The sequence below is a fragment of the Mesorhizobium sp. M8A.F.Ca.ET.218.01.1.1 genome, from assembly GCF_004791165.1.
GTDB lineage: Bacteria > Pseudomonadota > Alphaproteobacteria > Rhizobiales > Rhizobiaceae > Mesorhizobium.
This window is the reverse complement of sequence record NZ_SRUZ01000002.1, coordinates 815382-839701: the sequence shown is the minus strand read 5'-3', so window position 1 is coordinate 839701 and position 24320 is coordinate 815382. Positions and strand designations below refer to the sequence as shown.

Here is a 24320-nt window from a genome sequence, read left to right as displayed (position 1 = left end):
CTGCGTCTCCCCTGTCGCCGTCACTTGCCGCCCTTCGGCTTTTCGATGTGGCCGCCGAAGGCGTAGCGCATGGCGGACAACAGCTTGTCGGCGAATTCGGATTCGCCTTGCGAGGAGAAGCGGTCGAACAGGGCCGAGGACAGGACCGGCGCCGGCACGCCGGTGTCGATCGCCGCCTTCAGCGTCCAGCGGCCCTCGCCGGAATCCGAAACCCGGCCGCCGAATTGCGCCAGGCCCGGATCGCTCTTCAACGCGCCGGCGGTGAGATCGAGCAGCCAGGAGCCGATGACGCTGCCATGCCGCCACACCTCGGCCACCTGCGGAAGATCGATGTCGAACTGGTAGTATTGCGGGTTTTCCAACGGGCTGGTCTCGGCGTCCGCCGTTCGTTGCCGCTTGCCCGCATTGGCCGACTTCAGGATGTTCATGCCTTCGGCATAGGCGGCCATGACGCCATATTCGATGCCGTTGTGCACCATCTTGACGAAGTGGCCGGCGCCACTCGGTCCGCAATGCAAGTAACCGAAGGGTGCGGTGCCGACGGTCTTGTCCGGGGTGGGTGCGCCGGCATCGGCGCCAGGCGCCAGCGTGGCAAAGACCGAATCGAGATGCTGCACCGCCACGTCGGGGCCGCCGATCATCAGGCAGTAGCCACGCTCCAGCCCCCAGACACCGCCGCTGGTGCCGACATCGACAAGGTGGATGCCCTTGGTGGCGAGTTTCGCGGCCTGGTCGACGGCGTCGTGATAATAGGAATTGCCGCCGTCGATGACGATGTCGCCAGGCTCCATCAGCGCCGAGACCTGGTCGATGATCTTGCCGGTGATCGCCGCCGGCAGCATCAGCCACACGCAGCGCGGCTTGGTGAGCTTGCCGACGAATTCCGCCATCGAGGCCGCTCCAGACGCGCCGTCGCTCACCAGCGCCGCGACGCTGGCCGGGTTGATGTCGTAGACGACGCATTCGTGGTCGTCGCGCATCAGACGCCGCACCATGTTGGCGCCCATCCGGCCCAGTCCCATCATTCCGATCTGCATGGTTTCGTCCCTGTTTGCTGAAGAGTCTCGGGTATCCCTGGAGAAGGGTCTACTGGCTATCCTGCCCGCCAGATATGACAGAGAAGTCGACATTCTCCCAATCGCCGGTGCCGGGCCAGAAAAAAGTGAAGACGAGCGTGTTTCCCTCGGGGAGGCCGGCCGTGGGCAGATCGACAAGGTGGATGCCGAACGCGTTTTCCACCGTCTGGCTGTCATGCGCGGTTGCCCAATCGTCGGTGCTCCAGTGGACAGTGGCTGCTGCCATCAATTCAATACGCAGCGCCTTGCCGGCCGGCAGCGTGCGGATCTTGTTGTTGAAGCGCCATGGCCTGAACGGCGATATGGTCTTGTTCTCGATGTAGCGCTTCACGCCTTGCGGCGGCATGTCGAAGACGGCGCCGTCGCGCAGCGAACGCAGCAGCTTGATATGCTCGGAGTGCGCCCAGACCAGCGGCATGGCGCTGCCCGATGGTTTGCCATGCAGCAGCTCGCGCTCCGGAATATCGGCGCCATCCCAGACCTGTTCGGGCAGCAGGCCGCCGGGTCCGGCCGACCGTTCCAGCGCATCGAGCAGGCTGGCCGCCTCGTCCTTGCGGCCGGCCGCCAGCTCATAATGCGCCCGTTCGCCGGCGAGCAACGGCCACGGCCGGCCCTGGCCGGTGCCGTCGAAGGGCGCGCCATCCTCGTGTTCGCCATAGCCGTCACTGTTATAGCGGTACCAGAGCGGCCCTTGCGGCAGCTCGCAGCGCAACTGCGCATCGATCACCTTCACTGTATCGACGATGCGCGGATCGTCGGCGGCTCTCAGGCCAAAGCGCACCAGCGCCAGGGCGTCGGGGCTGACGATTTCTTCGGCCGGTCGTTCCGTGTCGCCGGGCGGGCGGTTCTTGATGGGCACATAGCCGTCCTTCGGCGAGCCGGCATCGGCGCTGTCGGGCGGCGCGATGCGGACGTAGTAGCCGGCGACGCCGGCCACCTTGCAGGTGGCGGTACCGGTGACATAGGTCCAGCGCTCGACCTGATCGTTCCAGCAGTCCGCGGTCTCGCGCAGATAGGCCGCCTCCGCCGTCCGGCCGCAGGCGTCGAGCAGGTCCGCGCCGGCGAGCAGTGCAGCGATCTCGACGGCCAGGGTGAACGGGCTATAGCCGGCGTCTTCTTCCCAGCGGTCCTCGCCGGTGACAGGGCCGTTGCGCACGACATAGGAAGCGCCGCGCTCGATCATGGGCAGGAAGGCCTTCAGTCGCGCCTGCGGCAAATGGCCGGCGCGATGCAGGGCGTCTGCCAGCAGCAAGGGAAAGGCGCATTCGTCCATCTGGATGCCCGGCCAATAGGCCGATCCGTCGAGCCAGGCATTCTGCGGCCAATGGCCGTCAGGCTGCTGGATGGAGCGGAGGTATTCCAGGATCCGAAGGGCCGAGGCGGCATCGCCGGCGGCGAGGAAGCCGCCCGCCGTTTCGACCAGGTCGCGCGGCCAGACCAGATGGTAGCCGCCGAGATCATCATCGCCTTTGTTGAATCCCCACGGGATCGATAGGCTGGCCACCGCCGCGCCCGGCTTGGCCAATGACCGGTGGGTTGCCAGCACCGCGGTGGAGACGCGGTAGCTGTTCACCCCGGGCACTCCGGGCGTCCGGTCCAGCGGCAGCAGCCCCGCCTGCCATTCGTGCCATCTTTCGACATAGGATCTCGCTGCCGGCTCAAAACCACGCTTCAGGCTGGCGAAGGCGTTTTCGGCGGCCTCGTCCGGTGTCGCGCCAAAACCCAGCGCCAGCACGGCTTTTGTCTTCGTGGCGGTGAAGCCGATCTCGCCGGTCAGCGCGACATTGCCGTCCTCGGCGCGCCGGCAAGCCGGATCAAGCTTGCCGGTGTGGTTCAATTGCTGCCAGCCGTCGGAGAAGCCGACATAGCCGGTCGAACAGTCCCGCCAGGGCAGCGACGAGGCCAGCGCCAGGCAGGTGCCGCGCCCCGAGGCAAACAGGACAGGCTTTCCCCGGTGCTCGCCGACCCAGGCGGTGTTGCCCATGCCGGCATTGACCAGATGCGGCGCCAGAAGCGCGTAGACGCGGTAGTCGGCCGCGGAGCCCTTGAGCGGGCTGAAGGTGATCTCCTGCAGCAACGTCGGACGAGCCGGATCGGCCACGATGCGCTTCTCGATCCGGTAGGCGCCGTCATCAGCCGTGTTGACCAGCCTGTAGGCGGGCACGCCATCTCCGAACGGCTCGATGCCGTGCGCGGCATCGCGCTTCTCCTCGGAGAAATATCCATCCTTGCCGGTGACGATCAGGCCGAGGTCGCGCGTGCAGGCGCTGTCGACGCGCGGATAATACACTTCGTTCAGGATGCCGTGGCTGATGGTGAACCAGACGCGACTGGACGGCGAAAGCGCCACGCCGACGCCGCTCTTGGCGCTAGAGGTCCAGCGCGCGGGAATTCCCGGTGCGCCCGTCGGCACAATCGGCGTCACTGCCATGCTTGTTCGGTCTCCTGGCCCGCATGCCTAGCCATCAACCGAAACCATTTCAATCAGCGCACTGCAAGTTGATCGCCGGCGCGCATCGGATTGCAGTTGACAGCTCGGCGGCCTTCTGCACTTTTGTCTGACAATAGATAAAAAACAGGATCGCAATCGCGAAAATTCATCGACAGCCAACTGATCAACAACTCTCGGGAGGAGTATCCTATGAAGAAATTATTGGTTCTCGGCACGCTTGCGGCGGTGCTCGCAGCCGGTACGGCTTTCGCCGACACCAGCGGCAAGAAGATCGCGTTCTCCAACAATTACGCCGGCAATTCGTGGCGCCAGGCCATGCTCGACAGCTATGGCATCGTCACGAAGAAGGCGGTCGACGACAAGATCGTCGGCGCGGCCGATGTCTTCACCACCGCCGACAAGGAGGTGCCGACGCAGGCCGCCCAGGTGCAGAACCTGATCCTGCAGGGCTATGACGCCATCGTCATCAACGCCGCTTCGCCGGACGCGCTCAACGGCGCCATCAAGCAGGCCTGCGACGCCGGCATCACCGTCGTTTCCTTCGACGGCACGGTGACCGAGCCATGTGCCTACCGCGTCGTCGTCGACTTCAAGGACATGGGCAAGCAGGAAGTCGAGCAGATGGCGAAGTTCCAGCCCAAGGGCGGCAATCTGCTTGAAATCCGCGGGCTGGCCGGCACCTCGATCGACGACGCCATCCATGCCGGTATCCTGGAAGGGGTCGCTGCCCATCCCGAATTCAAGATCGTCGGTTCGGTGACCGGCGACTGGGACCAGACCACGGCGCAGAAGGCGGTCGCGACCATCCTGCCGTCGCTGCCCGACATCGTCGGCATCGTCGACCAGGGCGGCGACGGTTATGGCGCCGCGCAAGCCTTCGCCGCCGCCAACAAGCCGCGCCCGACCATCATCATGGGCAACCGGCAGGACGAGCTGAAGTGGTGGAAGGAACAGAAGGAGAAGGACGGCTACAAGACCTGGTCGGCGTCGATCGCGCCCGGCGTGTCGACGCTCGCCTTCTGGGTGGCGCAGCAGGTGCTCGATGGCCGCAAGGACATTCCGCACGATTTGCTGGTGCCGTATCTCGCCTTCACCCAGGACGATTTCGAGGCGGCCCTGCCTAAGATCAAGGAGGGTGGCGTCGCCACTCACGAATACACCCAGGAAGATGCCATCGCGGCCATCAAAGCCAACATCAAGTGAAAGCCGCATCCGCGTTGCCTAGCGCATCACTGAACGGATATCGTTGAGCATGGCTGCAGGCAACACGGGCATCATCAGGCTGGGCGGCGCCGAAAAACAGTTCGGCGCCGCCACTCTTGACGTCGTCAGACTTGACGGTGCCGAAAAGCATTTCGGCGCCGTCAGAGCGCTGGGCGGGGTGGATTTCCATGTCGGACCCGGCGAATGCGTCGGCCTCGTCGGCCATAATGGCGCCGGCAAATCGACGCTGATGCATATGGTGGCCGGCACCTTGACGCCCGACAGCGGCACCATCGGCGTGCATGGCGTCATCGAGGAGAACTACTCGGTTTCGCGGGCGCAGCAGCTCGGCATACGCTGCGTGTTCCAGGAGCTGTCGCTGTGTCCCAATCTCAGCGTCGCCGAAAACACCCGCATCAACCATGCCTCGCTGTCCGGCTTCGGCTGGCGGCGCAAGGCGGCCGAGCTGATCGCCGCCAAGCTAGACGAGATATTCCCGGACCATGGCATCTCGGCCTGGGACATTGTCGGCGATCTGTCGATCGGCCGGCGGCAGATGGTCGAGGTGGCGCGCGCCTTCACGGTGACGCAGGACCGGCTCGACCTGGTCATCCTCGACGAGCCGACCTCCTCGCTCGACGCGCACACGGCAGGCCAGCTGCTGGCTTTCGTGCGCCGCTTCGTCGCTGGCGGGAAAAGCTGCATCCTGATCTCGCACGTGCTGGGCGAGGTGTTGCGCAACGCCGACCGGATCGTGGTGATGCGCGACGGCAAGATGGTGGCGTCGGACGCGGCTGGCGCCTTCGACCGCGACCGGCTGGTGACGGTGATGGGCGGGGCTGAGGCGCGCCAGAAGACCGCCGCGCAGGCCGCTGCCGCAAAGCCAGGCGCCAGCCCGCTGCGCGTCCGGGCGCGGCCCGCCGGGCAGACTGACGGCAAGGAGCTTGTCGCCCGTGCCGGCGAGATCATCGGCCTTGCCGGGCTGGCCGGTCACGGACAGACCGACTTGCTGCTGCGGATCTTTGGTGCCACCGCACGCGCCAAAGCCGGCATCGAGGTCACGGCGCCGGTGGCGCTGGTGGCGGGCGACCGCCAGTCGGACGGCATTTTCCCGCAATGGTCGATTGCGCAGAATATCGGCATCCGCTCGCTGGCGCGTCTGCGCAACGGCTTGCTGATCTCGCCGCGACGCGAGGCGGAACTCGCCGATGCCTGGAAGAAGAAGATCGGCATCCGCACGCCCGACATGGACAACAACATCTTTTCACTGTCGGGCGGCAACCAGCAGAAGGCCCTGTTTGCCCGCGCACTGGGCTCCGATGCCGAAATCGTGCTGATGGACGATCCGATGCGCGGCGTCGACATCGGCACCAAGCTGGAGGTCTACGACCTCGTGCGCGAGGAGGCTGGCCGCGGACGCACCTTCCTCTGGTACACGACCGAAACCGAAGAGCTCGACAATTGCGATCACATCTATGTCTTCAAGAACGGCCGCATCGTCGCCAATTTGACGCGCGACGAGCTGACCGAGGAGAAGATCATCCAGTCCTCCTTCGGCGACGCGGCCTGAGATGACGGCGACGCCAATCGACAATGGCTTCAAGGGATCGGCGGCGCGCAATGCGGCGGCGCGGGCGCGGCTGTTGCGCGCCCTGCTGCCAGCGCTGTCGCTGGCCTTGGTGCTGGCCGCAATCGCCTGGCTCAACCCGCGCGCCATCAGCTATTTCGGCTTCAGCCTGATGCTGAACCTGGCTATCCCGATCGCGCTGGCGACGATCGCGCAGATGTTCGTCATAGCCGGCAACGAGCTTGATCTGTCGATCGGCACCTTTGTCGGTTTTGTCGGCTGCGTCACGGCGACATGGCTGAAGGACGCGCCGCTCATCGGCGTCCTCATCCTCGCCGGGTCGATCGGCATCTATGCGCTGCTCGGCGCGCTGATCCATCTGCGCAACCTGCCTTCCATCGTGGTGACGCTGGGCATGAGTTTCGTCTGGCAGGGCCTGGCCATCCTCGTCCTGCCAAAGCCCGGCGGTAAGGCGCCGGACTGGCTGCTGGCGATCATGTCGTTCAAGCCGCTCTTCATTCCGTTCCCGATCATCGCCGCGCTGCTGATCGCGGCGGTGGTGCATTTCGGCCTGATGCGCACCTCCTACGGCGTGATCCTGCGCGGCTCCGGCGGCAATCCGGCAGCACTGCGGCGCGCCGGCTGGTCGCTGCTCAAGACCAAGATCGTGCTGTTTGCGCTGGCCGGCCTGTTCGGCGTGCTGTCGGGCATGGCGCTGATCGGCATCACCACCTCGGCGGATGCCAATATCGGCAATGGCTACACGCTGCTGGCCATCGCCGGCGTCATCCTCGGCGGCGGCGAGTTCGTCGGCGGCCGGGTCTCGCCGATCGGCGCCGTCATCGGCGCGCTGACGCTGGCGCTGGCCGCCTCGCCGCTGCTCACCTTCATGCACATTCCGCCCGACTGGCAGGTGGCCGCCAACGGCGCCATCCTGATCATCGTGCTGGCGGCGCGGGTGCTGATCAGCCGCAGGGAAAGGTGAGCGATGGCTTCGCTGAAAACGCTGCTCACAAAACCCTGGATCTGGTCGTTTGCCGGTGCGCTGCTGGTGTGGCTGGCGACGATCGCCTTCACCGGCGGCTATGGCGCCGGCGGCATGGTCACGGCGGCGCTCTCGCTTGCCGTGTTCACGGTCATCGTCGGCGTCGGCCAGATGTTCGTCATCACGCTCGGGCCCGGCAATGTCGACCTGTCGCTGCCGGCCAATATCGGCCTGGCAAGCGCGGTTGCCATGAAGGTGATGGGCGGCAGCGATGCCATGATCGTGGTTGGATTGCTGGCGGCGCTCGCCTGTGGTGCCGCCATCGGCGCCATCAACTACCTGCTGATCTGGGCGCTGCGCATTCCGCCGATCATCGCCACGTTGTCGGCGAGCTTCATCATCCAGTCGGTCGACATCAGCTACGGGCGCGGGCTGCAGATCAAGCCGCCGCCGGGCTTCGCCGATTTCACCAACTGGCAGGTGCTGGGCATTCCGGTGCTGGCGATGCTCACCGTGCTGTTCACCATCGGCGCGGCCATCGCCTTGCAGCGCATGATCTATGGCCGCTCGGTGCTGGCGATCGGCCAGAACATCCGCGCCGCCTGGCTCGCCGGCGTCAATGTCGGCCGCATCCGCTTCCTCACCTACACGCTGTCGGGGGCGCTCGGCGGCATCGACGGCGCGCTGCTCGCCGGCTATTTCCGCGGCGCCAATGTCGATATCGGCAATGAATATCTGCTGGCTTCGATCGCGGTCGTCGTCATCGGCGGCACGTCGGTGGCCGGCGGCAAAGCCAATGTGCCCGGCGTCTGGGGCGCGGCGCTGTTCCTGGTGCTGCTGCTCACCATGCTCAACACATTCGGCGTCAGCGCCGGCGTGCGGCTTCTGCTTACCGGGCTGATCATCGTAGGGGTGATCACGGCGGCGGGTGGCGAGAAGGCGGTGCGCTGACTGCAACGTCGACGGCGCGACCGCGGCCTGTCGGGCCAATCATTGGACCAGTTCAACATCCGGTTCCCATTCGCGGCGTGGCCTAGTAAACCGGTCCGCGATCTCAGTCGGTCCCGGGAGGCCTCCGCTTGTCCAATTCTGTCAGCGTCGCGAACGAGGGTGGCGTGGCCATCGTCACCATCGACAATCCGCCGGTCAACGCACTGAGTTTTCACGTCCGCGAGCCGCTGATGCAGGCCCTGGTCGCCCTGCGCGATGACGCATCGGTCGCGGCAATCGTCATTGCTTGCGCCGGCCGGACCTTCGTCGCCGGCGCCGACATCACCGAATTCGGCAAGCCGGTGCAGCAGCCAGACCTGCGCGCCATCGTGGCGACACTTGAAGCCATCGCCAAGCCGACGGTCGCCGCCATTCACGGCACCGCGCTCGGCGGCGGGCTGGAACTGGCGCTCGGCTGTCATTTCCGTGTTGCCGATCAAGGCGCGAAGCTCGGCCTTCCCGAGGTGAAGCTCGGCTTGTTGCCCGGCGGCGGCGGCACGGTGCGGCTACCGCGTCTCGTGGGCGCTTTAAAGGCGATGAGGATGATCGTTTCCGGCACCCCGATTGGCGCGCAAGAGGCGCATGGCACCGGTCTGGTCGATGCCGTTTTCGAGGGTGATCTGACCACGCATGCCGTGAATTTCGCCCGCGAGATCGCCCGCAAGGGTGGTCCGTTCACGCCGGTGCGCGAACGCGATGAAAGTCTGGGGGAAACCGACCTTGCCGCCTTCGATGCCGAGGCGGCGGATCTTGCCAGGAAGGCGCGCGGGCTCGAGGCGCCTGTTGCCTGTGCGCAGGCGGTGCGCAATGCCGTCACGCTGCCCTTCGACGAGGCGCTGGCGGTCGAGCGGGCGCTGTTCGTGAAACTCGTCGCCAGCGACCAGTCGCGCGCGCAACGGCATCTGTTCTTCGCCGAGCGCGAGGCGGCCAAGCTCCCCGGCAAGGATGTCGTCAAGCGCAGGATCAGCCGCGTCGGCGTCATCGGCGCCGGCACGATGGGCGGCGGCATCGCCATGGCTTTCGCCAATGGCGGCCATCCCGTCACCTTGCTGGAAACCAGTCAGGAAGCGCTGCAGCGAGGGCTGGCGACGATCGAGAAGAATTATGCCGTCTCGGTCACACGCGGCTCCTTGAGCGAAGACGCCAGGCAGCAGCGGCTCGGTCAATTCAAAGGCTCGATCGACCATGCCGATCTCGGCGATTGCGATCTGATCATCGAGGCGGCGTTCGAGGACATGGCGGTCAAGAAGGAAATCTTCGGCAAGCTCGACGCGGTGGCGAAACCAGGCGCCATCCTTGCCACCAACACGTCCTATCTCGACATCGACGAGATCGCCGCCTCGATCTCGCGACCACAGGACGTGCTCGGCCTGCATTTCTTCTCGCCGGCCAACGTCATGAAGCTGCTGGAGATCGTGCGCGCCGAAAAGACGGCACCGGATGCGCTGGCGACCGTCGTCGACCTGGCACGCAGGATCGGCAAGGTGGCAGTCGTCGTCGGCGTCTGCCACGGCTTCGTCGGCAACCGCATGCTGGCCGCGCGTGGCTCGGAATCGGAAGCGCTGCTGCTGGAGGGCGCGACACCCAGCCAGATCGACAAGGCGTTCACCGATTTCGGCTGGCCGATGGGGCCGTTCCAGATGGGCGACCTGGCCGGCCTCGACATCGGCTGGCGCAACCGCAAGGCGCGTGGGCTGACGGCCGTCATCGCCGACACGCTGTGCGAGCAGGGCCGTTTCGGCCAGAAAACCGGCCGTGGCTTCTATCTCTACGAGAACGGTTCGCGCACGCCGATACCCGATCCCGAGGTCGAGGCGCTGATCCGCGACAAGGCCGCCGAAAAGGGCATCGCGCCGCGCACGATAGCCGCAGACGAGATCATCGAACGCACGCTCTATCCCCTGATCAACGAGGGCGCGAAAATTCTGGAGGAAGGGATTGCAGCCCGCGCCTCCGACATCGATGTCGTCTGGGTCAATGGCTACGGCTTTCCCATCGGCAAGGGCGGCCCGATGTTCTGGGCCGGTCTCGTAGGCGCGGGCAAGATCATCGAGCGGCTCGAATATTGGCTGGAGCTGACCGGCAAGGATGTTTTCAAGCCGGCGTCCTTGCTCAAGCGGATGGCTGAGAGCGGCTCTTGGGAAGCCGGCTCAACAGCCTGATCCGGGTAGCGGAATCATCGGATCCGCGCGTCGATGATCTCGACGAAGCGGGCGAAAAGGCCGGCCTGCGACTTGATCTTGAGCTTGCGGTAGATGTTGCGGCGATGGACCTTCACGGTTCCCGGCACGATGCGCATGGCCCTGGCGATCGATTCCGTCGAATGCCCCTGCAGCACCAGGTCGACGACGTGCTTTTCGCGCGGCGTCAGTGACAGGCTTTTCCAGATATGGGCGCGGTCGAATTCGTTGACCGCGGCTATTTCCTCGTCCTGCTTCGTCACGGCCGGTTCGTCGGCGGGGAGGGCAGGCCAGCGCGATCTGATGAAGCTGATCACCGCGGGCGCCATGTCGCGCAGCAGCCTGGCATCGGCGGTGCCGAACGGGCCGGAAGCACTGAGCCGCATCAACGACAGCACCAGCGCGTCCTTGCCCGGCAGCGGCACGAAGAAGCCGACTTCCTCGGCCAACCGGGTCTGGCTGTAGTAGGAGCGAAAATATTCGCTGGCGTAGAAACGATCGGGCGCGAGTTCCCGCATGCGCCAGAACCCTTCCTTGCGCTCGACCGCCGCGTGATGGAACGGGTCGAGCAGGTAAGGCCCCTCCTGGTAGAGCGCGACGAAGACGTGGCTTTCGGCCGGTGTGAACGTCTCGAACAGCAATGGCGGTCGTGAGGCGCCACGATAGCCGAAGATCACGCAGTGGTCGAAGCCGACATGCTGGCGCAGCCAATCGACCATCGCGTGGCCGAACAGGTCGCCGCTCGTCTCCCGCGTCGCCGCGACAAGGGCGGCGAGCCGGCTGTATTCGTCGCTGCGGGAAGTGCTCAATCAATACCCCCTTAAACGAGAAAATAGATCAGATATACCACCCGCGAGGTATATACTAGCTGCCATTGGCTCTGGTAGCGTCTTGAAATCGCATCGTCCTGGAGCCGCAGCCTTGACCGCAGTGCCCGACATCGAATTTCGCGGCGTGGCCAAGCGCTATGGCGCGGTGACTGCGGTCAGCGGTATCGACCTTGCCGTGCCGCCCTCCGCCTTCGTTGCGCTGCTTGGACCGTCTGGCTGCGGCAAGACGACCTGCCTGCGCATGATCGGCGGCTTCGAACAGCCGAGCGAAGGCCAGGTGTTCATCCGCGGCCAGGACATGGCCGGCACGCCACCCTACCGGCGGCCGGTCAACATGGTGTTCCAGCAATACGCGCTGTTCCCGCATCTCGACGTCGAAGCCAATGTTTCCTATGGCCTGCGCCAGGCAAGGCCACGGCTGTCGTCGCGCGAGATCGGCCAGCGGGCCGGCGAAGCGCTCGAAATGGTGCGGCTCGCCGGCTATGGCGGCCGCAAGATCCACGAACTGTCCGGCGGCCAGCAGCAGCGTGTCGCGCTGGCGCGCGCGCTGGTCAACAAGCCAGCGGTGCTGTTGCTCGACGAGCCACTGGCGGCGCTCGACAAGAAGCTGCGCACCGACATGCAGATCGAGCTGCAGAACCTGCAGCGCGAGATCGGCATCACCTTCGTGCTGGTGACGCACGACCAGGAGGAAGCGCTGTCGATGAGCGATTTCGTCTGCGTCATGAATGGCGGCCGCATCGTCCAGCTTGGACAGCCCAATGAGATCTACGACGAGCCTGCCGATCTGTTCGTGGCCGATTTCGTCGGCAAGACCAATCTGCTTGCCGGCAAGGTCGCGGGGCATACGGGCGAGCTGGTGGACGTTGCGCTGGCGGACGGCACCATCATCGCGGCGCGCAAACGCACCGCCTTGCAACAGGGCGAGACCGTCTCGGTCAGCCTGCGTCCTGAATCACTCAGCCTCGGCGCTCCGGCAAGCGGCCCGCTCAAGGGTGTCGTCCGCAACCGGATTTTCCTGGGATCGACGGCGGAATACGCGATCGAGGTCCAGGGCATCGGAACATTACTCGCCAAGGCCGACCATTTGATCGGCCAAGGCAATCTCTTCAAGCCGGGTGAACCCGTCGCCATCGGCTTTGCCACCGGGACGCCGCTCGCGTTTCCGGAGACCAAGAACAACGGGACCAACCAGAGGGTAAACAAACATGTCGAAATCATATCGTGACGGACTGCCGATAAGCCCCGAGAATTTCGTCGACCAGCTGATGCGCTTGAAGCGCGGCTCGATCGGCCGCCGCGACTTCCTTGGCCTCACCGGCCTCGGCATCGCAACGGCGGTGATGGCGCGCGAGATCGGCATCATGCCGACGCCGGCCTTCGCCGCCGAAAGCCTTGGCGACCGCATGTCGATCGCCACCTGGCCGAACTATCATGACCCGCAGACCTTCGAGAACTTCAAGAAGGACACGGGCGTCGCCGTCGAGGTCAACGTGTTCGGCTCGAATGAGGAGATGCTGGCCAAGCTGCAGGCCGGCGCCTCGGGCTGGAGCCTGTTCGTGCCGACCAATTATACGATCTCGACCTACAAGAAGCTCGGCATCATCGAGCCGCTGGAGATGGCGAAGCTGCCGAACTTCGATGGCACCCAGGAAGATGCGCGTTTCACCTCCGAGGGTACCATCGATGGCACTATTTACGCCGTGCCGAAGAACTGGGGCACGACGGGTTTTGCCGTCAACACCAAGAAGCTCGCCAAGCCGATGACGAGCTGGAAGGAGTTCTGGGACACCGCCATGGCCGAGGGCGATGGCCGCACCATGGTGCATGACTATCAGCTCACCACCATCGGCAACGCGCTGAAATATTACGGCTATTCGTTCAATTCGCTGAAGCAGGACGAGCTCGCCAAGGCGGAGGAACTGCTGCTCAAGGTCAAGCCGCATCTGTTCGCCGTCTCGTCCGACTACCAGCCGGGCATGCGCGCGGGCGACGCGTGGATGACGATGTGCTGGACCAATGACGGCGCGCAGCTGCATCGCGACATTCCCGAGATCGCCTATGTGCTTGGCAAGGAAGGCGGCGAGATCTGGACCGATTTTTATGCCATCCCGAAGGACGCGCCGAACAAGCCCGCCGGCTACGCGCTGCTCAACTATCTGATGAACCCGCAGGTCGCGGTGAAGGAGCACCTCGCCAACGGCGCTCCTTCCACCGATGCGCGCGTCAACAAGCTGCTGCCCAAGGAAGTGCTCGACAATCCGATCCTCTATCCGGCGGCGGACTTGCTGACGCCGCTCGAATTCGGCGCGGCGGCAACGCTGACCGATCCGGGCCGTGCCGAACTGATGGCGCGCTTCAAATCGGCTTGAGACTGGCCTGGACAAAGACAAACGACCGGCGGGCCCATGTCCGCCGGTACCGGGACGGTTTCGATGCACGGCAACAGATTTCGGCATAATTTCCTGACCGCCTTGCTGCTCGCGCCGGCGACAGTATGGCTGGTGGTGTTCCTGGTGCTGCCGTTCATCGCCATAGCCGTGTTCAGCGTCGGCGAGCGGGCCCCCGAGGGCGGATACCAGGCGGCCTTCACGCTGGCGCAATACGCCAATCTTCCGGCGCGGGCGACCGCGTTCTGGAACACCATGGTGCTGGCGCCGGTGGGCGCGCTTGCCTGCCTGCTCGTTGCCTATCCGGTCGCCTATTATCTTGCCTTGCAGGCGCCGCAGCGCTGGCGGCTGATCCTGCTTGCGCTGGTCGTCATTCCGTTCTGGACGAGCCTGCTGATGCGCACCTATGCCTGGATGTACATTCTGGGCGGACGCGGCATCCCCGCGCTGCTCGCCTTCGTAGGCATCGAGGATGTCAGGCTGATCAACACGCCGGGTGCCGTCCTGCTCGGCATCGTCTACGGCTATCTGCCGCTGATGATCCTGCCGATCTATGTCAGCCTCGAGCGGCTCGACCGAAGGCTGCTGGAAGCTTCGGCCGATCTCGGCGCGACCCCGCTCTCCACCTTCCTTGGTGTGACCCTGAAGCTGTCGCTGCCGGGCGTGATGACCGGCTTTTCGCTGGTCATGATCCTGCTGCTTGGCGAGTACCTGATCCCGACGCTGCTCGGCGGCGGCAAGGTGTTCTTCATCGGCAACGCGCTGGTCGACCTGTTCCTGCAGTCGCGCAACTGGCCGTTCGGATCGGCCATCGCAATCACGCTGGTGCTGGTCTCGGTGGTGGTGCTGATTGTCGCCAACCGCATTTCGAACCGGGTTGCGGGCGCCCGCCGGGTGGACCTCATCTGATGCGCGCCTTCGTCATTGCCGTCTTCGCGTTCCTCTATCTGCCTATCGTGCTGGTCGTGCTGTTTTCCTTCAACGCCGGCCACCATGCCAGCGAGTTCACCGGCTTCTCGGTGCAATGGTACGGCAAGGCGCTGTCCAACCCGTTCCTGGTCGAGGCGCTGAAGAACAGCCTGTTCATTGCCACCACCAGCGCCCTGCTGGCGGCGGTGTTCGGCACCGCGGCAGCCCTTGGCCTGGCGCGTGTCGGCGTCAGAACCCGCGCCGTCTTCGATGGGCTGCTTGGCGCGGCGATCGTCGTTCCCGGCGTCGTCATCGGCATCTCGACGCTGGTCGCGCTCGTCCAGCTGTTCGCCGTCGTCAACCCGTTCCTCGCCTCGGTCTGGCCCGGTGACCAGCCACCGCGCCTGTCGCTCGGCTACGGCTCGATCATCGCCGCGCATGGCCTGTTCTCGATGGCGCTGGTGACGATGATCGTCGGCACGCGTCTGGGCAGCCTCGACCGCAATCTGGTCGAGGCTTCGAGCGATCTCTACGCGACGCCGCTGACGACGTTCCGCTCGATCGTCCTGCCGCAGATCATGCCGGCGGTGGTCGCCGGCTTCCTGCTGGCCTTCACCTTCTCCTTCGACGATTTCATCGTCGCCTTCTTCGTCGCCGGCGCGCAGACGACGCTGCCGATCTATGTGTTCGCGTCGATCCGGCGCGGGGTGACGCCGGAGATCAACGCCATCGCGACGATCGTGCTCGTCGCTTCCGTCCTGCTCGTGGTGCTTGCCCAATGGCAGCTGCGCCAGCGCAAGCCATCCAACTGAAAGCTGCTGCTCCATGATCCTCAAAGACCGCATCGCCGTGGTGACAGGCGCCGGATCCGGCATCGGGCGTGCCGGCGCCATGATCATGGGCAGGGAAGGTGCGGTGGTCGTCATCGCCGACCGGGATGCGGCCGCCGGCGAGGCAACAGCCTCAGGCATCCGCGCAGTGGGCGGCCGGGCCGAGGCCATCGCCACCGATGTCGGGGAGGACGTGGCTGTCGAGCACCTGATAACCGGCACGCTCGAGAAGCATGGGCGCATCGACATCCTGCACAATCATGCCGGCATCCAGGTCGGCGGCACGCTGACCGAGGTCGAGACCGCCGGCATGGACGCCTCGTGGCGGGTCAATGTGCGGGCGCAGTTTCTCGCGGCAAGGATCGTCATGCCGTCGATGATTGCGCAAGGCGGCGGCGTCATCCTCAACACGGCTTCGAATTCGGGTGTCTTCTATGACCGCGAGATGATCGCCTACGCGACATCGAAACATGCCGTGGTGGCGATGACCAGGCAGATGTCGCTCGACTATGCCCGGCACAATGTGCGTGTCAACGCGCTCTGCCCGGGCTGGGTCGACACGCCCTTCAACGAACCGTTCATCGCCCAGATGGGCGGACGCGAGGCGATCGAAACCTATGTCCGCACCAAGATCCCGATGGGGCGCTGGGCCGTGGCCGAAGAGATCGCCGAGGCGATCCTGTTCCTCGTCTCGGACCGCTCGTCCTTCATGACCGGGCAGGCGCTGGTGATCGATGGCGGCGAAAGTATCGGCTGACACCGACGCTTTCATCTATCGACCTTCCCATTTCAGCCCCCTTTTTGCTGCGGTTTGCGTGGCGTCGGACGGCACAGGACTATGGTCTGGTTGTCATGGGACTTCAGTGCCATGGCAGGACCAGAGCGGCAATTTCTGTGACTTTTCAACTTGTTACAGCTTGGTAACGGCGTCCGCTCTCGGATTGCGACCGAGTTTGTCTAAAGTTTACCGGGTATAATTAGCGATTTCTCATACCCAGATGGTTCAGCGGTGGGCGAGTAGGCGATTCCCGAGGAGATTAACATGACAAACCGGAAAACTCTGTTCGCGGCGCTGGCCGCTTTGGCGCTTCTGGCGTCTCCGGCGCTCGCCGGCAATGGACATGGCAATGGCGGCAATGGCGGAGGTAACGGCGGCGGCAACGGGAATGGCGGTGGCAATGGCAACGGCGGCACCCACGGTAATGGCAGCGGCAACAGCGGTGCTTCGCATGGCAAGTCGTCGTCGGCACCGGGACATGCAGCCAAGACGGAAACCGACACAACCACCGACACCACGGTCGATACGACCACAACAGTCTCGTCCGTACCGAAGGACAAGAACATTCACGCCAAACTCGGCCGGCTGAACTCGCTGCAGCGCAACATCAACGCCTACATGAACTCCAAGAGCAAGAAGTTTGCCGGCATTCAGGCCTTCGTGACGCAATCGGCGACGGCCAAGAATGCGCAAGCAGCGGCCGCTGCCGCCGCCGCCACGGCCGCCGCCGCCCAAGCCCAGCTAGATGACCTGAATTCGCAGCTGAGCGCGCTGACGTCGCTGACGCCGGATCAGATCGCCGCCATGACGCCCGAAGAACAGGCGGCCTTGCCTGGCCAGATAGCGGCCCTGCAGGCAGATGTCACCGCACAGGAGGCCGTGGTGGCCGCCGACAATGCGGCGGCCGACCAGGCCGAGGCCGACGCTGCCGCGGCAGCGGTCGGCACGGATCCGGCGGCGCTCGACGCGGCACTGGCGGATATGGCCAACAAGCCCGTCGACGCCGATGTCACGGCCTGGGCCCAAGGCGTCCTTGCCGACAAGATCGATCAGATGGCGGCCAAGCTTCAGGCGGGAACGACGCCGTAGCGGATCGTCCCTGAAAAAGGCGGTAGCCAGTCGAAGAAGATGCCGCTGGGCTTTGCCCGGCGGCATTGCTTTTCCTGCTCGCACGTCCTGGTCGTAGCGATCGAGGCATAAGGATAGGGCGCGCGGTGTTGCCGCGCGCCATTCTTCATACGTGTTTGCGGCCGCCGGTCTCGCGAAACCAGCTGTCGGGATAGGGATACCACCAGTCCTGGATGGCCGGTCTGTGATCGATGATGACCATCTTCGAGCGGCGGAAGGCGTCGAGCCCCTGGCGCCCGAGTTCGCGGCCAAGGCCGGAAGCCTTCCAGCCGCCGAAGGGCAGGGCGTCATTGTCGATCAGCGGGTTGTTGACCCAGACCATGCCGGCCTCGAGCCGTTCGGCCGCCTCATGCGCTTCGGCCAGATCCGTCGTGAACACCGAAGCGCCGAGCCCGAACGGGCTGTCATTGGCAAGCCGGATCGCCTCGTCGAAATCCCTAACCCGGCAGATGGCGGCGACCGGGCCGAAACACTCCTCGCGCACGATCGCCATGTCTGGGGTGACGCCAGTCAGGATGGTCGGCTCGTAGAACCAGCCGGTGTTGTGCTCCGGCGGGATGCGGCCGCCGGTAATGGCCGTGGCGCCGTTGCAGATGGCATCGTCGACCAGCCGCATGACCTTGGCCCGTGCTGCCTCGCTGACCAGCGGGCCGATCTCGGTTCTGTCCATGCCGTTGCCGATGCGCAGCGCCCGTGTCTTCTCGGCAAACAGTTCGACAAAGCGATCGTGGACCGAATCGACGACGAAGAATCGCTCGGCCGACGTGCAGACCTGGCCTGTGAGGTGGAAGGCGGCTGTGACGGAGCCAGCCGCCGCCACGTCGAGCGGCGCGTGCTGGCTGATGATCAGCGGATCGCTGCCGCCGGCCTCGATGACGCAAGGCTTCATGCGTTCCGCGCAGGCCACGGCCACCGCCTTGCCGGCCGCGACCGAGCCGGTGAAAGCGACCGCATCGGTGCGATCGGCACTGATCAGTGCCTGCGCGGTGGCCGCGCCACCAGGCAAGCAGGAGACGAGGCCCTCGGGCAGCGACCGGAATACGGTCATGTAGTCCAGCGTCGAGAGCGTCGTCGCTTCCGCCGGCTTGATGACGCAGGCGTTGCCGGCGGCGAGCGAGGCCGCGACGGTCCAGCACATCAGCAGGATCGGAAAGTTGTAGGGCATGATGTGGACGGAGACACCATAGGGCTCGTAGCGCGCATACTGGAACGAGCCGGCCTGCGTCGTGCCGGCGATCTTGCCGGCATCGTCGCGCGCCATCTCGGCATAGTAGCGGAAGATCGGCGCGCAATTGGCGATCTCGCCGATGGCTTCGGGATAGGGCTTGCCCATCTCGCGCACCATCAGTTCGGCGCAGCGCGTGAAGTCCGCCGCCTCGATGGCGTTGGCGACGGCGTGCAGATGCTTTGCCCGGCTCTTGGCGTCGAGCTTTTTCCAGGCAAGCTGCGCCTTGGTCGCGGCGGTGAGCACGGTGTCGACCTCGCCGTCGCTGGCCGCCGCGATCGCGCCGACGGTTTCCAGCGTCGCCGGATCGATTACCGGCCTGTTCGCGCCGGTCATTGGCCGGTAGTCCGGATTGACGAAGAAAATCGGCCGGCCGGGGGAGAAATGCATGGACATCCTCTCGGATCCGCTCAACGGATCATGTAGACCTTCTTGATCGTCTCATGGACGGTGCAGACGCCTTTCCAGTCCTGCGGGAAGAAGGCCGCCGTGTCCGGCTCGATCTCGATGACCTCGCCGGACTCATGCACGTAGGTGCAGCGACCCTCCAGGAAGTGGCAGAACTCGTCGCGGGTGACGTGGCAGTGCCACTTGCCTGGCGTGCAGACCCAGAGGCCGCATTCCGAACGGCCTTCCGGCCCCTTGTGGAGCAGCTTGCCCGACGTATGGGATTGCCCCTCGATCATTGTCGGGATGACGCCCGAGTCGACGAGGTCCGTGATGGCAAGCGGCGATTGCATGATCGGCGTGGTCATAGGATTTTCCTGGTAAGTGCTCACCGGCACATGAAGGCCTTGGTCAGCGTTTGCGTGATGATGGAGATGCCGGTCCAGCCGGCGGGAAAGAAGATGAGCGTGCCGGCTCCGACCGGGATGTCCTCGCCATCGTCCCTGACATAGCTGCCGCGCCCCGACAGGAAATGACAGAACTCGTCGGCGGCAAAGGTCACCTTGCGGGTGCCCGGCGTGCACGACCACAGGCCGCACTCGCTCGATCCGTCCGGATTCCTGGAGAGGATCTTGCCTGAGGCCCGCGGCGCGCCGGCGAGCGTGTTGGCGCCCGCGCCCCAATCTTCCAGCTCCACGGTCGAGGCCTCAGGCCAATGCGGTGTCGGCATGTCTTGCTCCTCTGCGGCTTATTCTTGCTCACGCCAGCATGTAGACGTTGCGCATGGTCTCATGCACGGTGCATTCGCCCGTCCAGCCGGCGGGAAACATGACCACGCTTCCCCTGGAGATTTCTATCACCTCGCCGACATCCGACCGGTAGGTCGCGCGGCCGGCGACGAAGTGGCACAGTTCGTCGCGCGGAATCGAGAGCCGCCAGCGGCCCGGTGTGCAGACCCATATTCCGGATTCCGGCTGATTGTTCGGCCCTTTGTGCACGAGCTTGCCGGTGGAGTGGGAGACGCCCGACAGGGCATCGGGCTGGACGCCCCAGTCGACGAGGTCGGTGCGGGTCGAGGCCTGGTGGAGGTGCGGGGCGGAGGAAGTCATGCTGATGCTCCTGCGCGCCGCCTGAGAAGCTCGTGCTCTACGGCGCCCCCCTCTGTCCTGCCGGACATCTCCCCCACGAGGGGGGAGATCGGCAACTTCGGCCTCGGCGTTTCGTCATCGACGTCGAAAATTGGCGAAGGCAGTCGCGACATCCAATCTCCCCCCTCGTGGGGGAGATGTCCGGCAGGACAGAGGGGGGCGCGAAGGAACACCATGCTGGCCAACTCAATCACAGCAACGCCTCCAGCAAACCCGCAGCCTTCTCAGGTCCATTCTGCACGTGCATCTGTGCCGATGTCTGCGCCAGCTTCGCCTTCATTTTCGGATCGGTCAGGCAGGCTTCGATCTTCGCGATCAACTCCGCGTCCGTCCAATCGTAGCGCGGCATGCCAAAGCCATGGCCGGTTTCCTGGACCCGGGTGGCGTTGTCGTGGCCGTCCCAGACATAGGGCATGATGATCGCGGGCTTGCCGAAATAGAGGCACTCGGTGAAGGAGTTGTTGCCGCCATGGTGGATCACGGCATCGACCTGCAGGATCACCGAAGGCTGCGGGAACCAGCTGTCGACGATGACGTTGCCGGGCACGTCGGTGTACTGATCCCTGTAGCCGCCGACATTGACCAGCGCGCGGTAGCGGGTCTTGCCCAGCGTCGCGATGATCCGCTTCAGCAAGTCGACATCGCCGGCCCCCAGGCTGCCGAAGGAGACGTAGAGCAGCGGCCCGTCGTTGTTTTTGGCGAAGGCCGGGACGGGATAGGGCTTTTCCTGCCGCACGCAGCCTTCCAAATACTGGAATTTTGCCGGATCGAGCGGATGGCGGCGCTTGAATTTCGCGGCTTCGGGATAAAGCAGCAGGTTCAAATAGGGCGAAGCCTCGAAGAACTGGCCGATCGGATAGGGCGCCTCATCATTGGCGCCGAGGAACGCGTTGAAGTCATCATGGATCGGCTTGATCACGGCATTGAAGTGATCGCGGTAGCGCTGGTGTCCGGCATGGTCGTTTTCGCCGCAGCCGGAGAGATGCGGTGGGATGCCCTCGTCCTCGATCTCGTTTTCGGAACAGGAGATGACGCGCACCCACGGCTTTCCGAACTGCTTGATCGCCGGGAACAGGATGACGTTGTCGACGCAGATCACATCAGGTTTGATGGCGGAAAGCACGCGCGGCAGGTCCTTCTGCGCCCATTTGGCGCTGTCGACGATCGCCGTCCAGCAATCCTTGACGTAATTGTCGACCTGGTCGTAGGGCGACTTGCGGAAGTTGGGGATGTGGCCGTTGATGAAGTCCTCCCAGAACTTGGCCATCTGCTCGGGCGGCATCGGTTCGGAAAGGTTCACCGGATGCGCCTCGAAGCCATAGCCCTTGTAGACATCGACGAATCCCGGATCGGACAGGAACACCGCTTTGTGTCCGCGCGCCTCCACGGCTTGCGCGATGCCGACGGAATTGAGCGCCGGGCCGTAGGCGGCTTCGGGAAAAAACGCGATCGTCTTCTGCGCCATCAGGCTTCTCCTTCACTCTGCGAAAATTCTGACGTCGGCGGCATCCCAGCCGAGTTCGACCTGGTCGCCCGATGCGACCGGCCGCCGGTCGGCTGCGTCGGCGGTTACACGCACTAGGAACGGTTTTGGCGACAGCGGCGTGCGGACATGCAGCTGCAGGTCGAGCCCCTGATAGGCCAGCACCTCGACCGTTCCGGTCGTCCGGTTCGCGGTATCCGCTGACGGGAACAGCCGGACGCGTTCGGGCCGCACCGACGCGACGGCAGCCGCCCCGGACGAAAGCGCTGCGGGGACCTTGCCGGCGATGCGCGCGCCATTCGCGGCCACGACGCCATCGGCTGACACCTTGCCCGGGATAAAATTCATCACGCCGATGAAGTCGGCGACGAAACGCTCAGCCGGATGCTCATAGACCGCATGCGGCGTGTCGCATTGCAGCAGCTTGCCGTCTTTCAGCACCGCCATGCGGTCGGCCATGACCAGCGATTCCTCCTGATCATGGGTGACGATGACGAAGGTGATGCCGACCTCGTGCTGCAGGCGCTTCAATTCCAGCTGCATGGCGCCGCGCAGCTTCTTGTCGAGCGCGCCGAGCGGCTCGTCGAGCAGCAGCAAGCGCGGGCGCTTGACCAGGGCGCGAGCGAGCGCCACGCGCTGCTTCTGACCGCCCGATAGTTGCTCCGGCTTGCGGTCGGCGAATGGCACGAGTTCGGTGGTCGCCAGGATGGCGTCGACGCGCGCGCGGATTTCTTTAGCCGGCAAGCGCTCCATCTCCAGCCCGTAGGAGACATTGGCGCGAACGCTCATATGCGGGAACAGCGCGTAGGACTGAAACATCAGATTGACCGGCCGCTTGTTGGGCGGCATCCTGGCTATGTCCTTGCCGTCGAGCAGGATGCGCCCATCGCTCGGCGTCTCGAAGCCGGCCAGCATGCGCAAGAGCGTGGTCTTGCCGCAGCCCGATGGACCGAGCAGCGCGAAGAACTCGTTCTCCCTGATATCCAGCGAGATGCCGTCGACGGCGGTGACGCGGCCGAAATTCTTCGACACACGATCGATGGCCAGCAGCGTGCGCGGTTCGCTCATTGGCCTGTTATTCCCCGGTTGAGCCGCTGCGACAGGGTCAGCGCGGTGACCGAGACCGCCATGACGATGGTGGCCAGGGCGTTGATCTCGGGTGTGATGCCGAAGCGGATCATGGCGTAGATCTGCATCGGCAGCGTGGTCGAGGCGCGGCCCGCGCCCGCGGTGAAGAAGGCGATGATGAACTCGTCGACCGAGAGCGTGAAGGCGAGCAGTGCGCCGGCAATCACGGCCGGCGCGATGACCGGCAAGGTGATCCGCCGGAAGGTGGTGATGGCGGAGGCGCCGAGATCGGTGGAAGCCTCGACGATCGACCAGTCGAAACTCTTCAGCCGGGCACGCACCACCGAGCAGACGAAGGCGAGGTTGAATACGACATGGGCGAGGATGATGGTGTGCAGGCCCATGGTGAGGTTGAGCATCGAAAAGAACGACAGGAGCGCGATTGCCAGCACGATGTCGGGAATGATCATCGGCGCGAAGATCAGCGCCTCGAGCCCCTTGCCATATTGCCGGCGCATCTCGACGCCGATCGCCAGCAGCGTGCCGAGCAAGGTGGCGATCGCTGTCGAGACCAGCGCCACGATCAGCGTGTTGAGGGCGGCGGAGAGGATGGCGGAATTGCCGGCCAGCGAGACGTACCATTTCAGCGAAAAGCCGGACCATGCCGTAGGCAGCCCGCCTTCGTTGAAGGACAGCGCCACCAGCACGGCGATCGGGATGTAGAGGAAGGCGAAGACGAGACTCAACACGAGCCAAAGCATGCGCCGTGTGGCTGGTGAGCGTTCAGCCATTCGCGTTGCCCTCGGCTTCCGCGATGCGGCCAGAGGCGCGATTGGCGGCGATCGCTTGCGCCATCAGCACCAGCAGCATGATGGCGATCAGCGCCATCGCCAGGGCCGCGCCGAACGGCCAGTCATTGGCGGTCAGGAACTGGTCGTAGACAAGGTTGCCGATCATCTGGAAGCGGCCGCCGCCGAGCAGCGCCGGGGTGACGAAATTGCCGATCGACAGCACGAAGACGAAGACGGCGCCGGCGGCGATGCCGGGCACGGTCAGCGGCAGGATGACACGGCGAAACGTCGTCATCGCCGAAGCGCCGAGATCGCGCGAGGCTTCGGCCAGTTCCGGGTTGAGCCGCGACAAAGGCGCGTAGCAGGCGAGGATGACGAAGGGCAGATAGTTGTAGACCAGGCCGGCGATGACCGCGCCTTCGGTGTAGAGCATCGAGGGCGGTTCACCGGTGTAGCCCACCCAGCGCAGGAGCTGGGTGATAAGCCCTTCGCGGTTGAGCAGCACGATCCAGGCATAGGTGCGGATCAGGTAGTTGGACCAGAACGGCAGCACGGCGAAGAACAGGAACACCGGCTGCCAGCGGCGCGGGGCGGCCGCGATCGCATAGGCTGCGGCATAGCCGATCACCACCGCGATCAGCGTGGCGGTGCCGGCAATGCGCGCCGAGTTCAGGAAAATGCCGGCATAGAGCGGGTCGAAGACCTGCCCGAAATTCTCCAGCGTGAAGGTGTAGTCGATGCCGCCATAGATGCCGCGCCGGAAGAAGGCGAGTGCCAGCACCAGCGCGCACGGCACAACCATCAAGGCCGCGAGCCAGGCCAACGCAGGCGCCATCAGCAGGGAGGAGCGGGAGGGGACGTATCTCACGAGGCGCCGCCGAGGGTCTCGAAATGGCGTCT

At 64.8% G+C, this 24320-nt stretch carries 22 protein-coding genes; 11 read left to right on the top strand and 11 right to left on the bottom strand.

All coding sequences use genetic code 11. The features are described from left to right. Window positions 1-20 precede the first annotated feature (20 nt). The gene (gnd, locus tag EN861_RS10310; RefSeq protein WP_127277935.1) at window positions 21-1037 is read right to left on the bottom strand and encodes a phosphogluconate dehydrogenase (NAD(+)-dependent, decarboxylating); all 1017 of its coding nucleotides are present in this window, start codon (window positions 1035-1037) and stop codon (window positions 21-23) included. A gap of 49 nt (window positions 1038-1086) precedes the next feature. Then, window positions 1087-3507, bottom strand: coding sequence for a glucan 1,4-alpha-glucosidase (locus tag EN861_RS10305; RefSeq protein ID WP_135863388.1), 2421 nt, complete (start codon window positions 3505-3507; stop codon window positions 1087-1089). A gap of 210 nt (window positions 3508-3717) precedes the next feature. On the opposite strand from EN861_RS10305, the gene EN861_RS10300 reads away from it, so the two are divergent. From EN861_RS10300 to EN861_RS10280, 5 genes are all read left to right on the top strand, one after another. After that, window positions 3718-4731 (top strand): ABC transporter substrate-binding protein, encoded by a 1014-nt coding sequence (locus EN861_RS10300; RefSeq protein WP_127280402.1) that lies wholly within the window; start codon window positions 3718-3720, stop codon window positions 4729-4731. 49 nt (window positions 4732-4780) lie between these two features. Then, window positions 4781-6301: a sugar ABC transporter ATP-binding protein gene (locus tag EN861_RS10295; protein WP_245512015.1), complete on the top strand. Its 1521-nt coding sequence runs from the start codon at window positions 4781-4783 to the stop codon at window positions 6299-6301. 1 nt (window position 6302) lies between these two features. Next, complete coding sequence (locus EN861_RS10290) at window positions 6303-7283, top strand: ABC transporter permease (RefSeq protein ID WP_127872856.1); 981 nt, start codon at window positions 6303-6305, stop codon at window positions 7281-7283. Between the two features lie 3 nt (window positions 7284-7286). Further along, window positions 7287-8234 carry an ABC transporter permease gene (locus tag EN861_RS10285; protein ID WP_135863386.1) on the top strand — a complete coding sequence of 316 codons (948 nt, stop codon included), beginning with the start codon at window positions 7287-7289 and terminating at the stop codon, window positions 8232-8234. Between the two features lie 128 nt (window positions 8235-8362). After that, the gene (locus tag EN861_RS10280) at window positions 8363-10435 is read left to right on the top strand and encodes a 3-hydroxyacyl-CoA dehydrogenase NAD-binding domain-containing protein (RefSeq protein ID WP_135863382.1); all 2073 of its coding nucleotides are present in this window, start codon (window positions 8363-8365) and stop codon (window positions 10433-10435) included. A 14-nt stretch (window positions 10436-10449) separates the two neighbouring features. Here the strand turns inward: EN861_RS10280 and EN861_RS10275 are convergent, their stop codons facing one another. Further along, window positions 10450-11262 carry a LuxR C-terminal-related transcriptional regulator gene (locus EN861_RS10275; protein ID WP_127280016.1) on the bottom strand — a complete coding sequence of 271 codons (813 nt, stop codon included), beginning with the start codon at window positions 11260-11262 and terminating at the stop codon, window positions 10450-10452. A 112-nt stretch (window positions 11263-11374) separates the two neighbouring features. On the opposite strand from EN861_RS10275, the gene EN861_RS10270 reads away from it, so the two are divergent. The 6 genes from EN861_RS10270 (at window position 11375) to EN861_RS10245 (ending at window position 17279) form a co-directional block, all read left to right on the top strand. Beyond that, the gene (locus EN861_RS10270; RefSeq protein WP_127280015.1) at window positions 11375-12511 is read left to right on the top strand and encodes an ABC transporter ATP-binding protein; all 1137 of its coding nucleotides are present in this window, start codon (window positions 11375-11377) and stop codon (window positions 12509-12511) included. Then, complete coding sequence (locus EN861_RS10265; protein WP_127280014.1) at window positions 12492-13655, top strand: spermidine/putrescine ABC transporter substrate-binding protein; 1164 nt, start codon at window positions 12492-12494, stop codon at window positions 13653-13655. The genes EN861_RS10270 and EN861_RS10265 overlap by 20 nt, the downstream gene beginning before the upstream one ends. A 63-nt stretch (window positions 13656-13718) precedes the next feature. Beyond that, window positions 13719-14582 (top strand): ABC transporter permease, encoded by an 864-nt coding sequence (locus tag EN861_RS10260; protein ID WP_135863380.1) that lies wholly within the window; start codon window positions 13719-13721, stop codon window positions 14580-14582. After that, window positions 14582-15394 carry an ABC transporter permease gene (locus tag EN861_RS10255; RefSeq protein WP_135863378.1) on the top strand — a complete coding sequence of 271 codons (813 nt, stop codon included), beginning with the start codon at window positions 14582-14584 and terminating at the stop codon, window positions 15392-15394. The genes EN861_RS10260 and EN861_RS10255 overlap by 1 nt, the downstream gene beginning before the upstream one ends. A 13-nt stretch (window positions 15395-15407) precedes the next feature. Then, window positions 15408-16169, top strand: coding sequence for a glucose 1-dehydrogenase (locus EN861_RS10250; protein ID WP_127278200.1), 762 nt, complete (start codon window positions 15408-15410; stop codon window positions 16167-16169). Window positions 16170-16454: 285 nt separating this feature from the next. Continuing rightward, on the top strand, window positions 16455-17279 hold the full coding sequence (locus EN861_RS10245) for a hypothetical protein (RefSeq protein ID WP_135863374.1): 825 nt from the start codon (window positions 16455-16457) through the stop codon (window positions 17277-17279). 145 nt (window positions 17280-17424) lie between these two features. On the opposite strand, the gene EN861_RS10240 is transcribed toward EN861_RS10245, so the two are convergent. From EN861_RS10240 to EN861_RS10200, 8 genes are all read right to left on the bottom strand, one after another. Then, complete coding sequence (locus EN861_RS10240; protein WP_135863372.1) at window positions 17425-18933, bottom strand: aldehyde dehydrogenase family protein; 1509 nt, start codon at window positions 18931-18933, stop codon at window positions 17425-17427. A gap of 20 nt (window positions 18934-18953) precedes the next feature. Further along, complete coding sequence (locus EN861_RS10235) at window positions 18954-19298, bottom strand: cupin domain-containing protein (RefSeq protein ID WP_135863370.1); 345 nt, start codon at window positions 19296-19298, stop codon at window positions 18954-18956. Window positions 19299-19318: 20 nt separating this feature from the next. Continuing rightward, on the bottom strand, window positions 19319-19660 hold the full coding sequence (locus EN861_RS10230) for a cupin domain-containing protein (RefSeq protein WP_135863368.1): 342 nt from the start codon (window positions 19658-19660) through the stop codon (window positions 19319-19321). Window positions 19661-19688: 28 nt separating this feature from the next. Continuing rightward, complete coding sequence (locus tag EN861_RS10225; protein ID WP_127872867.1) at window positions 19689-20039, bottom strand: cupin domain-containing protein; 351 nt, start codon at window positions 20037-20039, stop codon at window positions 19689-19691. A gap of 229 nt (window positions 20040-20268) precedes the next feature. Continuing rightward, window positions 20269-21543 carry a glycosyltransferase gene (locus tag EN861_RS10215; protein ID WP_135863366.1) on the bottom strand — a complete coding sequence of 425 codons (1275 nt, stop codon included), beginning with the start codon at window positions 21541-21543 and terminating at the stop codon, window positions 20269-20271. A gap of 12 nt (window positions 21544-21555) precedes the next feature. After that, complete coding sequence (locus EN861_RS10210; protein ID WP_135863365.1) at window positions 21556-22629, bottom strand: ABC transporter ATP-binding protein; 1074 nt, start codon at window positions 22627-22629, stop codon at window positions 21556-21558. Further along, complete coding sequence (locus EN861_RS10205) at window positions 22626-23420, bottom strand: ABC transporter permease (RefSeq protein ID WP_127872870.1); 795 nt, start codon at window positions 23418-23420, stop codon at window positions 22626-22628. Before EN861_RS10205 ends, EN861_RS10210 begins: the two co-directional genes overlap by 4 nt. Beyond that, on the bottom strand, window positions 23413-24255 hold the full coding sequence (locus tag EN861_RS10200; protein ID WP_135863533.1) for an ABC transporter permease: 843 nt from the start codon (window positions 24253-24255) through the stop codon (window positions 23413-23415). Before EN861_RS10200 ends, EN861_RS10205 begins: the two co-directional genes overlap by 8 nt. Between the last annotated feature and the right edge of the window lie 65 nt (window positions 24256-24320).